This window comes from Gemmatimonadaceae bacterium (assembly GCA_019637445.1).
In the GTDB taxonomy this organism is placed as follows: domain Bacteria; phylum Gemmatimonadota; class Gemmatimonadetes; order Gemmatimonadales; family Gemmatimonadaceae; genus Pseudogemmatithrix.
Genome location: JAHBVS010000002.1, coordinates 495,218 through 509,118, shown reverse-complemented (window position 1 = coordinate 509,118; position 13,901 = coordinate 495,218). Strand labels below are relative to the sequence as shown.

Here is a 13,901-nt window from a genome sequence, read left to right as displayed (position 1 = left end):
TAGCCGAGATGGCTGGTAAGATGCAAGGTGACAAGGGTTTGAACGTTTGACACCGTCTGGCCCCAGACGTAGCTTCGCCCCGGTCAGGTAGTTCCCGGCCTCCCACCGCCCGCCGCCCGTATGAACACCGCCGATTTTCTCGCGACCGTCCCGCTCTTCAAGACCCTTGCGCCGGCGGAAGTGGCCAACTTCGCGACGATGGCGCGGGAAAAGACGTATCCCAAGGGCAGCGTCATCCTCTTCGAGGATGATCCGGGCGATTCGCTCTTCGTGGTCCGCGCCGGCCGCGTGAAGGTCGTGCTCGTCGCCGAGGATGGTCGCGAGGTGATCCTGGGCATTCTGGGCGTCGGCGAGCACTTCGGCGAGTTGTCGCTGATTGACGACCAGCCCCGCTCGGCCCACGTGGTGGCGATGGAAGACAGCACCCTGCTGGTGCTCCGCCGCGAGGACTTCCGGCGGCGGGTGGAACAGAGCCCGCAGGTGGCCTGGGCCCTGTTGATTGAGCTTTCCCGACGCCTCCGCCGCGCGGACGACAAGATCGGCTCGCTGGTGCTGCTCGACGTCCCCGGTCGCATCGCCCGCGTCATTCTCGATGCCGCGGCCGAGGGCGGGAGCGATGAAATCGCCAAGCCGCTGACCCACCAGACCATCGCCCACGTGATTGGCGCCAGCCGCGAGACGGTGTCGCGCGCCATGCGCGACTTCGTGGAAGCGGGCTGGATTACGACCGAGAAGCGGCGCATCCGCATTGCGGATCGCGCCGGACTGGAGAAGCGCTCGCAGCAGCGCCTGTGACCGCTATCACCGCGACCCCGTGATGCCCTGCCTATACCCCTCGCCGAAGCACCGCGCATCTTTAGGTGTGCCGTGGGGAACGCGATGAGCCTGCGCATCCGATTCTGGGGAACGCGTGGGTCCATCCCGACCCCTGGCAGCAAGACCGTGCGCTATGGCGGGAACACGCCCTGCGTGGAACTGCGAACCGACGACGGGTGGCTGGTGATCCTGGACGCCGGAACGGGGATTCGCGAACTGGGGCGTGAGTTGCTGATGCGGGCCAATGGCGGGCCGATCAAGGGAGACATCTTCCTGACGCACGCCCACTGGGACCACATCCAGGGCATCCCGTTCTTCGCGCCGATCTTCGGCCGGGGGAATCACTTCACGATCTGGGGCTCCGAGACGCTGGAACGGAGCTTTGACAAGGTGTTGCGGGACCAGATGTCACCGGTCGTGTTTCCGGTGACGTTCGAGGAGCTGGACGCGACCATCGATTTCCGGGGCCTGCCGGCGGACACACCCACGGCGGGCTCGGGGTACGAGGTGACGGCGTTCGAGGTGCAGCATCCGGGGGGAGCGATGGGGTATCGGTTCTCCCAGCCGGGGCGGCCTGGCGGCGATTTGGTGTATGTGTCGGACAACGAGCTGGCGCCACATCCGCGCTATGCCTCGACGCCCGACTGGCGGGACCGGATGGTGACCTGGGCGAGGGGGGCGACAGTCCTCATCCATGACACCACCTACACGACGGACGAGTACGACCATCACCAGGGCTGGGGGCACTCGACCTATGCCGAGGCGGTGGAGCTGGCGCTGGACGCGGAGGTACGGACGCTCGTGCTGTTCCATCACGAGCCCCGCCGCACCGACGACCAGTTGGAGCAGTGCCTGGCGGATTGCCAGGCGATGGTGAAGGACCGTGGCGGATCGTTGCAGGTGATGATCGCCGCGGAGGGCTTGTCCCTGACTCTCTAACCTCTCCGGAGGCAAGTGATGCTGAAGCAGATGATCCGTGCCACCGCGGTGCTCGCGTTCGCCGCGGCCCCGATGCTCGCACAGGACGATATGCGCCCCACGGTCGCGGTGCTGCCGTTCGTGAACAGCGCCATCGGCCAGTCCAACTCCGAGCTGGCGCCGCTGTCCAAGGGCATCGCCGACCTGCTCATCACCTCGATGGCGCAGAACCCCGGCATCCGCCTCGTGGAGCGCGAGAACATTGAGCGCATCCTGGCGGAGCAGAACCTCGCCCGTGACGGCCGCGTCGATGACGCGACGGCCGCCCGCGTGGGCAAGCTGCTGGGCGCCCGGCACATGCTGACCGGATCCTTCGTGACCGATCGTTCGGGCACGATGGTCATCACCATCAAGTCCATCGACTCGGAGACGGGCCGCATCGCCTACACGGACATGCACCGCGGCAAGACCGAGGACTTCCTGATGCTGGTGGACCAGTTGGCCGAGAAGACGAACCGCGGGCTGAAGCTGCCGGAGCTGACGGCGCAGGCGCGGCAGACCAGCGAGGCGCGCAGTGAGCGCCAGCGCCGGGTGCCCTTCCAGGCCGTGATGATGTATTCCCGAGCGCTGTCCGCACAGGACGCCGGCAACAAGGCCGAGGCCCTGACGCTGTTCAACCAGACCATCGAGCGCTTCCCGGACTTCGAGGATGCGAAGTCGGCGAAGGCAAAGCTCGAGAGCGGCGGCTGATGGCCGACTGGCGGCAGTCCCGCCCGCGACGATAACCTTTGAGCCGCCGGCGCCCCCTTGGGGGCGTCGGCGGCTCTCGCATCCTTCCCTGTGCCCACGCTGATCCTCGCCCCCGTTGGCCGCGCCGTTCCGGCCCTGGACCGCCTCGAGACCAATCCCGAGGTGGAGGTCCGGCGCGTGCCCGCGCTGCCGGCACCGGATGCGCTCGACGCCGACGCTCCGGTCGTGGCGTTGATCGATGCAGCGCTGGCCGCTGCGGCTGGCGCGGACGCGTTGTCGGCACTCTCGGGACGCGTCGCGCTGGTCGGCGTGGGTGAGCCTGGCGCGGACACACCCGAGGGCGCGCTCGCCGAGGCACCCTTGGCGGGATGGCTGCCCGCGGACGCGTCGCCCGGCGCGGGCCGCACCGTGCTGCAGGCGGCCCTGCGGCACGCCGGCGCCTTGGTGGCGGCGCAGCGCGCCGAACGCCTGCAGGCCTCATCGGCCACTGAACTCAACGAGCTCTCGCGGGTCGGCGCGGCGTTGGCTACCGAGCGCGACCTCGACACCCTGCTGGGGATGATCCTCACGCAGGCGCGGCGGCTCTCCAGCGCCGACGCCGGTTCGCTGTACCTCGTGGAGTTCGACGGCGAGGGCAACGCCACGGCGCTGCGCTTCAAGCTCTCACAGAACACCACCCTGCCCGACCTGCCGTTCTCCGAGTTCACGGTCCCGATCAACCATTCGAGCCTGTCGGGCTACGTGGCCGCCACCGGCGAGCGGTTGATGATCGACGACGTGTATCTCCTCTCGGAGAACGTGAGCTACCGGCAGAACCGCAGCTTCGACGAGAAGTTCGGCTACCGCACGAAGTCGATGCTCGTGCAGCCGATGTTCACGCTGAAGGACGAGACGATTGGCGTGCTGCAGTTGATCAACCGCAAGCGCGACGGCGCAGTCCCGCTGACCTCGCGCGAGGCGGTGGAGGCGCAGGTCATTCCCTTCGACCAGCGCTCGGCCGACCTCGTGGCGGCCCTGGCCGCGCAGGCGGCGGTGGCGATCGAGAACTCGCGGCTCTACGAGGACATCGAGCGCCTGTTCGAGGGCTTCGTGACCGCAGCGGTCACGGCGATCGAGGCCCGAGACCCGACGACCTCGGGCCACTCGTTCCGTGTGGCGACGCTCACGACCGGATTGGCGGAGTCGGTGGACCGCCACGGCGAGGGGCCGTACAAGGGCGTCACGTTCAGCCGCGAGCAGTTGCGGGAACTGCGCTACGCCGGACTGCTGCACGACTTCGGCAAGGTCGGCGTGCGTGAGCAGGTGCTGGTAAAGCAGAAGAAGCTCTACCACCACGACCTGGCATTGGTGCGCAATCGGTTCCAGTACCTGATGCAGCAGGCGGACCTCGAGTACGAGCGCGAGCGCGCGGAGTTCCTGGCCGAGCACGGGAAGCGGGACTACGGCGAGTTCGTGACGCGCCTCGACGTGGACCGGCGGATGCAGCGCGACCAGCTTTCGCGCTGGATGGACGCCATCGTGCGGGCGAACGAGCCGACCATCCTGCCCGAGGGCACCTTCACCGAGCTGGAGGAGATCCACCGCCAGACCTACGTGGACTTCGACGGCGTCGTGCGCCCGCTGCTCTCCGAGGACGAGCTGCGGTTCCTGATGATCAACAAGGGCAACCTCGACCCGCGCGAGCGCCGCGAGATCGAGTCGCACGTGACGCACACGTTCCGCTTCCTCGAGCAGATCCCGTGGACGCGGGAGCTGCGCGGGATTCCCAACATCGCGTTCGGGCACCACGAGAAACTCGACGGCTCCGGCTATCCGCGCCGTGTGAAGGGTGAGGAGATCCCCATCCAGACGCGGATGATGACCATCGCGGACATCTACGACGCGCTGACGGCGACGGACCGGCCGTACAAGCGCTCGGTGGCGCCGGAGCGGGCGCTGGACATCCTGCAGGCCGAGGCGAAGTCGGGCTTCGTGGACGCGCACCTGCTCAAGACCTTCGCGGAGGCGGAGGTGTTCCGACGCGTGACGCCGAGCGAAGGAACGAAGCGGCGCACGTCGTGGGTGATGACGCCGCCGCAGGGCTGAGTCACGGCGCGAATGGGACGCGTCCGGGTCGAAAGCTTCACGATCTCGCTCGACGGCTACGGCGCCGGCCGCGACCAGGCGCTCGAGCGACCGCTTGGCCTCCACGGCGAGGAGCTGCATCGCTGGTTCCTGCCGACGCGCACGTTTCAACGCGCGCACGGTGACGGCGATGGGACGACCGGGCTCGACGACGAGTTTGCGTCCCGGGGATTCAGGAACATCGGCGCCTGGATCATGGGGCGAAACATGTTCGGCCCAGTGCGCGGCCCCTGGCCAGACGAGCAGTGGCGCGGTTGGTGGGGCGAGCGGCCGCCGTACCACGTGCCGGTGTTCGTGCTCACGAATCACCCACGCGCGCCGCTCGCGATGGACGGCGGCACGACCTTCCACTTCGTGAACGACGGCATCCAGGAGGCCCTTGAGCAGGCCCGCGAGGCGGCGGGCGCGGCGGACGTGCGCATCGGTGGCGGTGTCAGCGTCATTCGGCAGTATCTGGCCGCTTCGCTAATCGACGAGTTGCACATTGCGGTGTCGCCCGTGCTGCTCGGCGGCGGTGAGTCGCTCTTCGCTGGGCTCGACCTGCGAGCGCTAGGCTACGCGTGCACCCGCACGGCAGCGTCGGACGCCGCGACGCATTTCATCATCCAGCGCGCGGGCGGCTAGCGCAGCGCTGCCGGCGGGCCCCGTTCGCGCCGCGCGAGAACGCGACACCCGTCTCCTTCCGCTCGTCGCCAGCGCCTCGTAGTATCTGCGTCGCCCCCACCAATTCGGAGCGTCGCATGCGTTTGGCCGACAGTCCTTCGCCGGTCTTCCGTGTCCTGTGGACCCTTGCCTCCCGCGCCGTCGTCGCGGGAAGTGCGATCCTCGTCACCGCAGCGATTGTTGCGACGCTTGCCGCAGCGACACTCGCGGCGCAGGTCGCGGCGACTCGACCAGACCCCAGCGCCTGGCGCGGCCTCGAGTGGCGTCACATCGGGCCCGAGGGCAATCGCTTCTCGGCCGCCGCCGGCGTGCCGGGTGACCCGCTCACCTACCTCGTGGGCGCCGCCTCCGGCGGCATCTACAAGACCACCGATGGTGGCGTGAACTGGGAGCCCGTGTTCGATGGGCATCCCGTGCAATCCATCGGCTCGCTGGCCATCGCGCGCTCGGATCGCAACGTGGTCTATGCCGGCACGGGCGAAGGCAAGATCCGCAGCCATATCTCGCTGGGCCAGGGGCTCTACAAGAGCGTGGATGGTGGCGAGACCTGGGCGCTCTCTGGGCTGGAGAAGACGGGACGCATCCCGCGCATCGTTGTGCATCCAACCGACGCGAACACTGTGTTCGCCTGCGCCCTTGGCACGGCCTATGGCCCGCAGGCGGAGCGCGGCGTGTACCGCAGCACGGATGGCGGCACGAGCTGGCAGCTCGTGCTGCACGTGGACGCGAACACCGGCTGCTCGGACATCGCGATGGATCCCTCGAACCCGCGGGTGCTCTTTGCGGGAATGTGGCAGTTGCAGATCAAGACCTGGGGCCGCGTGAGTGGCGGGCCGGGCAGCGGGCTCTTCGTCTCGCGCGACGGCGGCTCGACGTGGACGCGGCTCCGCGGCAATGGCCTGCCCTCGCGCCCAGTGGGCAAGGTGGCGGTGGCCATCTCGCAGTCCAACCCGCAGCGCGTGTACGCGCTGATCGAGACGGGCGACGGTGTGCCGTGGAACGGACAGGAGACCGACAGCGGCCAGCTCTGGAGTTCCACGAACGGCGGGCGCAGTTGGAGCCTGATCAGCAAGGACCGTAACGCGATGGGCCGCGCGCACTACTACTCCCGGATGGCCGTGGCGCCGGACGACGAGGACGAGACCTACTTCCTCACGGCCTCCTTCTCGCGCTCGATCGACGGCGGCAAGACCATCGTGCCCTACGCGCGCAACGACGCGCCCGGGGGCGACCACCACGACATCTGGATCGACCCGACCAACGCGGACCGGATGATCGTCGCACACGACCAGGGCCTGTCCATCACGCAGAACCGGATGAAGACCTGGTTCCGGCAGCGGCTGACGAACGCGCAGATCTACCACGTCACCGTGGACAACGCGATTCCCTACAACGTGTTCGGCAACAAGCAGGACGAACCGACGTATCGTGGTCCGTCAAACGGTCGCCTCCAGGGCGGCCGTATCCTGCGTGGGCAGTGGCACGCGGTGGGCGGCGGTGAGAGCGGCTGGGCCACGCCGGATCCCACCGATCCGAACATCGTGTGGTCCACGGCATCCGGTTCCGGCATGGTCGGCGGCATCGTGGTACGCTACGAGGTCGACCGCCGGATGTTCCGCACGGTGGAGATCTGGCCGCAGCAGTCCAACGGGCCGGCGGAGCAAGTGCGCTATCGTTTCGTGTGGGACTCGCCGCTCACCATCTCGCCGCACGACAACAACACCATCTACGTGGGCAGCCAACACGTGCATCGCACGCGCAACGCCGGCCAGAGTTGGGAGGTCATCAGCCCGGATCTCACACTGAATGACCGCAGCAAGATGGGCAGCTCCGGCGGCCTCACACCGGACAACATCGGCGTGGAGTACGCGGGCACCGTGTACGCGATCGCCGAGTCGCGGCTGGAGCGCGGGACCATCTGGGTGGGCACCAACGACGGCCAGGTGCAGCTCACGCGGGACGACGGACGCACGTGGACGAACCTCACGCGCAACCTGCCGGGCATCCCGACCTGGGGCTCGGTGCGCAGCATCGTGCCCTCGCGCTACGACGCGGCCACGGCCTACCTCACGGTGGACGCGCACCAGGAGGACAACCGCGACCCCTGGGTGTATCGCACCACGGACTACGGGCGCACCTGGCGATTGATCATCAACGGCATCCCCAAGAGCCAGTTGAGCTACGCCAAGGTCATCCACGAAGACCCGGTGCGGCGCGGCATGCTCTATCTCGGCACCGAGAACGCCATCTACGTCACCTATGACCACGGCGACAACTGGCTGCCGTTGCAGAACAACCTGCCGGCGGCACCGGTGAGCGGCATCCAGGTGCAGGAGCACTTCAACGACCTGGTGATCTCCACCTACGGCCGCGGCTTCTTCATCCTCGACGACCTCTCGGCGCTGCAGCAGTTGACGCCTGAGGTGCTGAACGCCGGCTCGCACTTCTTCACGCCGCGCGCGGCGTACCGGTTCCGCACGGTGACCGCACCCAGTTCGTCGTATGATGATCCGACGCGGGGCTTCGACCCGGACTATGGGGCCTCACTCAACTATTGGCTCAAGGCGCCGGCGGCGCGTGCGCCGACGCTCACGATCTCCGACGCGCAGGGGCGCGTGGTGCGTCGGCTCACGGGCAGCAATCGCGCGGGCATCAACCGCGTGACCTGGAACCTGCGCGACGAGGCCTCGCGCGAGACGCGGCTGCTCACGCCGCCGCTCTACGTGCCGGACTTCGCGATGGACGAGGATGGACGCCCGGCACCGGGCACGGGCCGGCAGAGTGCGCTGGTGGCGCCGGGGACGTACACGGTTGTGCTCAGAGTCGGAGATTCTGAACAGCGGCGCACGGTGGAGGTGCGAAAGGATCCGAACACCGGTGGCAGCGAAGCCGACATCGCCGCGCAGCTACGGCTGTTCAACGAGATCCGCAGCGATATGGACGCCGGTTCCGTGGCGGTGGAACGCATCGAGGCGGTACGCGTGCAGTTGAAGGCGTTGCAGGCCCGGGTGTCCGATGCGGAGGTGCAGCGCGCGGCGGGCGATCTCGAGACGAAGCTGATGGCGGTGGAGTCGGAGTTGGTGGAGCTGCGGATGACGGGCCAGGGCCAGGACGGGGTGCGCTGGGGCTCGCGGTTGCTGAGCAAGCTCAACTACCTGGCGAATGGGCTCTCCGGCAATGACTTCAGGCCGACGGACCAGCAGGTGGAGGTGCAGGCACTGCTGCGCACGCAGCTGCGCGGGCATCTCGACGCGCTGGAGTCGCTGCTCGGCGGGGACCTCGGCGCGCTGAACGCGATGTTGCGGTCGAAGAACATTCCCAACGTGGGGGGAGCGCCCACGGTTGTGCCGTAGTGCGGCGCGACTCCCTCATCGGGGCAAGAATCACCTCGCTGGGGGCGTCGCGGTCGCCTCGTAGTCCCCACTCAGGTCAAGGAGGATTGATGCAGCAGCGCACCATGCGGGACGGTCGGCGCAGCACGCTCCGAGCGGTACTCGCGGCCTCGGTGCTCCTCGCCCTGGCGGCGCCGCGCGCCGATGCCCAGATGGCCCCGGGTTGCACGGGCGACAGCTGCGCGTTGCGCATCGAGTATCGCGTACTCGGCGATCGGCTGGTCGGACCGGGCGGAACGGTGGTGGCCCGCTCGATCACGCCGCGATCGTTGCGCAGTGCGGTCACCGGCAATGCGGCCGCGGAACAGCTGGCCGATCAGTTTGACGCGACCACGCGCAAGGCACGGCGCTGGTCGCTCGTCAGCACACTGGCCGCCGTCGGGTGGATCGTGGCGGGACAGAACGGCCTGTCCGACTGGGACAGCGGACACCGCACGGCGGTCATCGCGAGTTCCCTGGCGGTGGGCACCGTGGCCGGCATGTTCTCGGGTCGCTGGAACCGCGAGGCCTTCGCGCGCCGGCAGCAGGCCGTCGACGCGTTCAACGCCAGGCGCTAGCCCCAGCCGCCGCCGCCCGGGGTCCGGATCTCGAGCAGGTCGCCGGCCTTGAGCTCGCGCCGGCATTTCGCCGGCAGCGGTTCGCCGTTGAGCAGGTTCTCGCCGCAGGCGCCGTCGGCCCCGCCGTCGGCGCCGCGCGGCGCGTGCCGTCGGCGCTCGGTCAGCAGCGTGACCGTGCAGGGCTCCAGCACGCGGTAGCGCCGCAGGATGCCGTCGCCGCCCGCGTGTCGGCCCAAACCGCCGGAGCCGCGGCGGAGTTCGTAGCGCTCGATCACAATGGGATACGCGAGTTCCAGCGACTCGATGGGCGTGTTGCGCGTGTTGCTCATCCCCACGTGCACGGCGCTGGGACCGGGCCCCGCGATGCTGGCTCCCTGCCCGCCGCCCAAGGTCTCGTAGAAGGTCCAGCCGCGGCCGCCGAAGGTCACGTTGTTCATCGTGCCCTGACCCTGCGCCGGCACGGGAACTCCGGCGGCCGCGAAGGCGGCGAAGAGCAGATCGGTCACGCGCTGGCTCATCTCGACGTTGCCCGCGGCGACGGCGTGCGGGGCACGGGCAGAAATGCAGCAATCGTCCGGCGTGGTGATCTCGATCGCGCGCGCGATGCCTTCGTTCGTCGGGACATCATCGTCGAGCAGTGAACGCAGTACGAAGAGCGCTGCCGCGCGTGTCACCTGGATCGGGCAGTTCACGTTGCCGGCGACCATCGGCGAGGTTCCGGCGAAGTCGAGGTGCAGCGATGCGTCCCGCACGCGCAAACGCACGCGCAGTGGGATGTCGGCGTCGGTGACACCATCGCCCTCGAGCCGGTCCTCGGCCACGCCCTCCGAACCCTCGAGCCCCTCAAGCCGCGCGCGCGCGCGACGCTCGGCGTAATCCAGCAGTGCCTGACCCGCGGCCTCCATGGTGGCGCGTCCGTGCCGCTCGAGCAGGGCACGCCATCCGTTGGCGCCGGCGCTGCAGGCGGCGCGCTGCGCGGAGAGATCGCCGCGTCGCTCGTCAGGCGTGCGCACGTTGGCCAGGACCAATCCGAGCAACGATTCGTCCAGCACGCCCTCGCGCACCAGGCGCACGGGAGGCAGCACCAACCCTTCCTGCACCAACTCCGTGGCACCCTGCGGCATCGAGCCGGGGCTCATCCCGCCGACATCAGCGTGATGCGCGCGGACGACGGCGTAGCCCGCGATGCGGCCCTCGTCGGCGATGGCCTCGACCATCGTGAGGTCCGGCAGGTGCGAGCCGCCGTGCCAGGGGCTGTTGAGCAGGAAGACGTCGCCGGGCCGTGGCTGCTGCGCGCGCACGGCGCGCACGCTCTCGGGCAGCGCGCCGAGGTGCACGGGGATGTGCGCCGCCTGCGCGATCATCTCGCCGTCGGCGTCGAACAGTGCGCAGCTGGCATCACGGCGCTCGCGGATGTTTGGCGAGAGCGAGCCGCGCACGAGCACGCTGCCCATCTCCTCCGCGACGGCGGCGAAGGCCGACGACCAGACGGCAAGAGAGAGGGCGTCGCTCACGGGCCGCTCCTCGTGAGGCGCCAGCCGCCGATGTCCAAGGCCTCGGCGCGCCAGCCGGGCGCGACGAAGAGCGTGGCGTCGGGCAGCGCGATCGTGGCGGGGCCCTGCACGCCGGCGTCCGGCGCCGGCCCGCCGTGATCGATCGACGCAGCACCATCGAACACAGGCTTGTTGGTATCGCGCACGAAGCGCGCCTCGCGCGCGGGCTCGCCGGCCCAGTGCCTGAGGGCCACGCATTCGACCGGGAGCTCGAGCTCGAAGCCGTAGCGCTGCCGATGCGACGCCGAGAAACGCTGCGCGAGCGCGGCGCCGTCATCGCCAGGAAGCACCGACACGTCGAGTTCGTGGCCCTGCCCGACGTAGCGCACGCGTGCCAGCGTGCGCCGTTCGCTGCCCTGCACTCTCGCCTCGAGCGCCGTGACGGCCGTGGCGATCGCAGGCGCCGAGAGCGCGTCGCAACGGTCGAGAAGGCTGGCTGCGGCCTCGTGACGTTCGGGAGCAAGCGCCAGGCCCACCGCGCTCAGGACGCCTGCGAAGGGCGGCACCAAGACGCTGGGAATGCTCAGGGCGTCCGCCAGCGCACAGGCGTGCAGCGGGCCACCACCACCGAAGGCGACCAAGGTGCAGTCGCGAGGATCCACGCCACGCTCGACGCTGACGCGGCGCAGCGCGCGGGCCATCTCGGCGTCGGCGATGGCCACGACGGCGGCGGCGACGTCCTCAGGACCGCGTCCCAGCGCCGATCCGAGCGCGGCGAGTCCGGCCCGTGCCGCATCGACGTCGAGCTGCACGCCGCCGCTCATCGCGCGCGCCGCGATACGGCCGAGCACGAGTTGCGCGTCCGTGACCGTGGGCTCGATGCCGCCCTGTCCGAATGCAATCGGACCAGGACGTGCGCCGGCACTCTGCGGGCCGGCGCGAAGGGCTCCGCCGTCGTCCACCCAGGCAATGCTGCCGCCGCCCGCCGAGACCGTGTCCACGAGAACGCGTGGCAACGCGATGGGCACACCCGCCACTTCTCCGCCTGGCTCGACCAGCGGTTCGCCGTCGAGGATGAGTCCCGCGTCAGCGCTGGTGCCGCCGATGTCGATGGTCAGCGCCGTCATGATGCCCAACGCGCGCAGCACCGCGGCGGCCCCGACGACACCGCCTGCCGGTCCCGAGAGGGCCAGCGCCGCCGCGTGCCGCGCGGCCGACTCCGGTGGCTGCATCCCGCCTCCCGACGTCATCACGGACGGTGCAGGATGCCCCGCCGCCGCGAGCCGATCGCTCAGGCGTGCCAGATAGCGCATCACCGCGGGGCGCGCGTAGCCCTCCGCGCTTGCGGTGGCCGTGCGTTCGTACTCGCGGATCTCGGGCAGGACCTCGGCGCTGGTGACGACCTCGAGCGTTGGCCTGGCGGCGCGCAACGCGGTGGCAAGCTGCTGCTCGTGCCGATCGTCCGCATAGGCGTGCAGCAGCGCGATGACGACGATGTCGGGATCCTGCGCCAGCACCTTGGCGACGACCGATTCCACGCCCGCTGCGTCGAGCGCGCGTTCGATGCCGCGCGCCGTCTGTCGCTCGGGTACGGCGACGACGCAGTCATCCGACACCAGCGGCGGCGGATGGTGGCGCGCGAGATCGTACAGGGCGGCGCGGTCCTGTCGGCGGAGGCGAAGGAGGTCCGTGGCGCCTTCGGTTGCGCAAAGCACGACGCGAGCGCCGCGCCGTTCGAGCAGGAGATTCGTGACGACGGTCGTGCCGTGGACGATGCGAGCGGCGGTGCCATCGAGCGCGCCCAGCGACGAGACAACGCCCTCGCCCTGGTCGCCCGGCGTGGACAGCACCTTCCTCGCCTCGACGCGTCCGTCAGCCGCCAGCGCCGCGCGATCGGTGAAAGTGCCACCGACGTCGACGCCGACGCGCCAGCTACCGCTCACGCGGCAACTCGAGCGCCCGCGACGGCCTCAGCGACGGGCGCGGGCGGCAGGGGCCGCGTGTGGCGCCAAATCGCGATGGCGAGGCCGAGATGCGCGGGCAGCGCGAGCAGGAGCGGACCGGCCAGCGCCTGCCGGACCATCGGCGCGAGCAGCAGCGTGAGCGCGGCCATGACGACGACCGCAGTGATGATCCGACGCGCCAGCGTGTCGAGCTCACCGCGAAGAATTGCGCGTGGTGCCAGCACGGCCGCCACCAATGCCAGCGGCGAGAACAGCAGGAGGTTGTAGTTCCCGTACCAGAAGACGTGCGCGGAGCCGACCCACATGCCGAGCAGCAACAGCCCAAGGATTCCCGAGACCGCGTAGAAGAGCGCGGCCATCACCGCGGCGGGCACGCGCGTGCGCCGGCGTGCGACCGCCGACAGCGGCGCGAGCAGGAGCATCCAGGCGCCGAGCACTGGCCCCCAGGCGCCGATGCTCAGTCCGCGGCGCTCGGCGGCCTCCGGAGCGCGCGTCGCCTCGTGCAACACGCGTTCCGTGCGCACCAAGGGCCGCGCGCTGCCGTCCTCACCCGGCACCGTGACGTCGCGAAGGAAGTCGCGCAGGCGCATCGGGACGTACATCGCCTGCCAGGCGCTCATCGCGGCGTCGGCTGGCGTGCCGAGCGCGATGTCGATGCCGGCCTGGGCGAGGCCATCCCCTGCCGTGAGGCGCACCGCCTCGCTGCGAAACGTCCACTCGGTTCGGATGGTCGAGAAGCGTCGCTTCAGCGCGCCGCCGAGCGTGACATCTATCGCATCACGCAGGCGCGTCGAGCAGTTGTCGAGGAAGTAGTCGTAGCGGTAGAACTTGTTCTCGTCGCGCGCGTTTGTGGCCACGAACTGCGCCAGCTGGGCGCGCTGCGCCGGCGTGAGTTCGAGCACCTGCTCGACGGTCTGGCGATCCTGCCCTGCGTAGATCTGCACCAACCACTCAGTCGGAAAGGCCTCGACCCAGTATTGTGTGTCGCCGGAGAGGAAACGACCAAGGAAGTTCGGCTGCTCGAACGAGAACATCCCCCAGTTGTAGGCGAGGTCGAGGCCGCTGCTGGTGTCGCGCACGCGGAGCGCGTTGTGGCCGAAGCGCTCGAAGACGGCGTCGCCCTGCCCGAAGGTGAGCACGGAGATTTCGAGCGTGGCGCCGGGCTCCTGTGCGGGGAGCGGCGCGGCCTGGGCCGCGGAGAGTGCCAAGCACAGCGCCAAGAAG

General features: G+C 69.5%; 10 protein-coding genes. 7 read left to right on the top strand and 3 right to left on the bottom strand.

Translation table 11 applies throughout. The annotated features are described in order from the left end of the window. The first annotated feature begins 120 nt into the window (after positions 1-120). The 7 genes from KF709_12335 to KF709_12305 all read left to right on the top strand — a co-directional run bounded on the left by KF709_12335 (position 121) and on the right by KF709_12305 (position 9,220). Positions 121-795, top strand: a complete 675-nt coding sequence (locus tag KF709_12335) for a Crp/Fnr family transcriptional regulator (protein MBX3175197.1) — start codon at positions 121-123, stop codon at positions 793-795. An 84-nt stretch (positions 796-879) separates the two neighbouring features. Beyond that, positions 880-1,755: an MBL fold metallo-hydrolase gene (locus KF709_12330; protein ID MBX3175196.1), complete on the top strand. Its 876-nt coding sequence runs from the start codon at positions 880-882 to the stop codon at positions 1,753-1,755. 18 nt (positions 1,756-1,773) lie between these two features. Further along, entirely contained in the window at positions 1,774-2,484 is a 711-nt protein-coding gene (locus tag KF709_12325) for a hypothetical protein (protein MBX3175195.1), read from the top strand. Between the two features lie 90 nt (positions 2,485-2,574). Then, a complete protein-coding gene (locus tag KF709_12320; protein MBX3175194.1) occupies positions 2,575-4,569 on the top strand; it encodes a GAF domain-containing protein in 1,995 nt (664 codons plus the stop codon). A 12-nt stretch (positions 4,570-4,581) separates the two neighbouring features. Further along, positions 4,582-5,232 (top strand): dihydrofolate reductase, encoded by a 651-nt coding sequence (locus KF709_12315; protein MBX3175193.1) that lies wholly within the window; start codon positions 4,582-4,584, stop codon positions 5,230-5,232. Positions 5,233-5,348: 116 nt separating this feature from the next. Beyond that, positions 5,349-8,624, top strand: a complete 3,276-nt coding sequence (locus KF709_12310; protein MBX3175192.1) for a hypothetical protein — start codon at positions 5,349-5,351, stop codon at positions 8,622-8,624. An 89-nt stretch (positions 8,625-8,713) separates the two neighbouring features. Continuing rightward, a complete protein-coding gene (locus KF709_12305) occupies positions 8,714-9,220 on the top strand; it encodes a hypothetical protein (protein ID MBX3175191.1) in 507 nt (168 codons plus the stop codon). Here the strand turns inward: KF709_12305 and KF709_12300 are convergent. The 3 genes from KF709_12300 to KF709_12290 are packed head-to-tail and all read right to left on the bottom strand — an operon-like array spanning position 9,217 to position 13,885. Then, positions 9,217-10,734: a hydantoinase B/oxoprolinase family protein gene (locus KF709_12300; protein ID MBX3175190.1), complete on the bottom strand. Its 1,518-nt coding sequence runs from the start codon at positions 10,732-10,734 to the stop codon at positions 9,217-9,219. The two genes, KF709_12305 and KF709_12300, sit on opposite strands and share 4 nt — an antisense overlap. Then, a complete protein-coding gene (locus KF709_12295) occupies positions 10,731-12,656 on the bottom strand; it encodes a hydantoinase/oxoprolinase family protein (protein MBX3175189.1) in 1,926 nt (641 codons plus the stop codon). Before KF709_12295 ends, KF709_12300 begins: the two co-directional genes overlap by 4 nt. After that, positions 12,653-13,885 (bottom strand): DUF4105 domain-containing protein, encoded by a 1,233-nt coding sequence (locus KF709_12290; protein ID MBX3175188.1) that lies wholly within the window; start codon positions 13,883-13,885, stop codon positions 12,653-12,655. The genes KF709_12295 and KF709_12290 overlap by 4 nt, the downstream gene beginning before the upstream one ends. Positions 13,886-13,901 lie beyond the last annotated feature (16 nt).

Bases quoted from the DNA above. Each gene is read 5' to 3' on its own strand.
- KF709_12335 (MBX3175197.1), top strand. From the start codon at position 121: ATGAACACCGCCGATTTTCTCGCGACCGTCCCGCTCTTCAAGACCCTT.
- KF709_12330 (MBX3175196.1), top strand. From the start codon at position 880: ATGAGCCTGCGCATCCGATTCTGGGGAACGCGTGGGTCCATCCCGACC.
- KF709_12325 (MBX3175195.1), top strand. From the start codon at position 1,774: ATGCTGAAGCAGATGATCCGTGCCACCGCGGTGCTCGCGTTCGCCGCG.
- KF709_12315 (MBX3175193.1), top strand. From the start codon at position 4,582: ATGGGACGCGTCCGGGTCGAAAGCTTCACGATCTCGCTCGACGGCTAC.
- KF709_12310 (MBX3175192.1), top strand. From the start codon at position 5,349: ATGCGTTTGGCCGACAGTCCTTCGCCGGTCTTCCGTGTCCTGTGGACC.
- KF709_12305 (MBX3175191.1), top strand. From the start codon at position 8,714: ATGCAGCAGCGCACCATGCGGGACGGTCGGCGCAGCACGCTCCGAGCG.